Origin of the sequence: Sphingomonas sp. BAUL-RG-20F-R05-02 (genome assembly GCF_022662305.1) — a bacterium.
Taxonomy (GTDB): Bacteria; Pseudomonadota; Alphaproteobacteria; order Sphingomonadales; family Sphingomonadaceae; genus Sphingomonas.
The window spans coordinates 1-1,313 of record NZ_JAKNQH010000060.1; the positions used below are offsets into that span (position 1 = coordinate 1).

At 62.4% G+C, this 1,313-nt stretch carries 1 protein-coding gene; it reads left to right on the plus strand.

Annotation, left to right across the window (positions count from 1 at the left end):
- Positions 1–76 precede the first annotated feature (76 nt).
- Positions 77–1,284, plus strand: a protein-coding gene (locus L8F97_RS22415; protein WP_242154952.1) for an IS3 family transposase whose coding sequence is annotated in 2 segments (ribosomal slippage) — positions 77–401 and positions 401–1,284 — 1,209 coding nt in all. Because the reading frame shifts where the segments join, the coding sequence is not laid out codon by codon here.
- Positions 1,285–1,313 lie beyond the last annotated feature (29 nt).

A 1,313-nucleotide genomic window follows, 5' to 3' on the forward strand; every position in this document is an offset into this window, starting at 1 on the left:
TGAACTGGCCCCCGTTTCACCCGGACAGGTTTGAGCCTAATACGGAGGCTTAGGGATAGCCCCTGAGCATAGGCTTATGTCTTTGTCTGAGATCATCACTGATGGCGGTCGGCGCCGTCACTGGAGCGCCGCAGAGAAGCTTAGGATCGTCGAGGAGACACTCGATGGTCGCGAGAGCATCTCGATCGTCGCCCGACGCAACGGTGTCGCACCCAATCTCTTGTACCGTTGGCGCCGGCTGATGCTCGAAGGTGGGAGTGTCGCTGTCACCGGCGACGATGACGTGATCAGCAACCGCGAGGTGCGCGAGATGGAGAGCCGCATTCGCGAGCTTGAGCGCCAGCTCGGCCGGAAGACGCTGGAGGTGGAGATCCTCAAGGAAGCGCTCGATCGTTCGCGCCCAAAAAAAACGACCTTGCTCATGCGCTCACCGCTGCCGGAAGATTTCCGGTGAGCCTTGTGGCGAGCACGCTCGGCGTAGCACGCTCGACGGTATACGAGCGCGTCACTGGTGCCATCACGACCCGCGGCCGCTACACCAAGGCCGACGACGCGCAACTGCTGCCGCTCATCCAGCAAGTCGCCGCGCAGCGGCCAACATATGGCTACCGCCGCATCGCGGCGGTCCTCAACCGTCAGCTTCGCGCGGAAGGAGCTGACCCGGTCAACCACAAGCGCATCTACCGGATCATGGCGGTAAACTGCCTGCTGCTGGCACGGCGCTACACCGAGCGGCCCGACTACGGCCACGACGGCGTCGTAGTGACCATACGGTCAAACCTGCGTTGGTGCTCGGACGGCCTCGAGTTCACGTGCTGGAACGGTGAGATCGTCCGAGCCGCCTTCATCATCGATGCGCATGACCGCGAGGTGATTGCCTGGCGCGCGGTCGCCAACGCCGGCATCAGCGGTTCCGATGTGCGCGACATCATGCTGGAAGCCGTAGAGGCCCGCTTCGGTGGACCGCGCGCAATGTCGATGGTCGAGATGCTAACCGACAACGGCTCGGCTTATACCGCCCGCGAGACGCGGATCTTTGCACGCCAACTGGGCCTGAAGCCTTGCTTCACGCCTATCCGGAGCCCGCAGTCCAACGGCATCTCCGAGGCATTCGTACACACCCTCAAACGAGATTACGTCCGCGTCTCACCGCTGCCCGACGCACATACCGCGTTGACATCACTCGCTGGCTGGATCGAAGACTACAACGAACACCACCCGCACTCGGGTCTCAAAATGCGTTCGCCGCGCGAGCATCGCGCAATGGGTTCAACAACCGCTTGAACCTGTCCGGCGAAATAGGGGCAAGATCA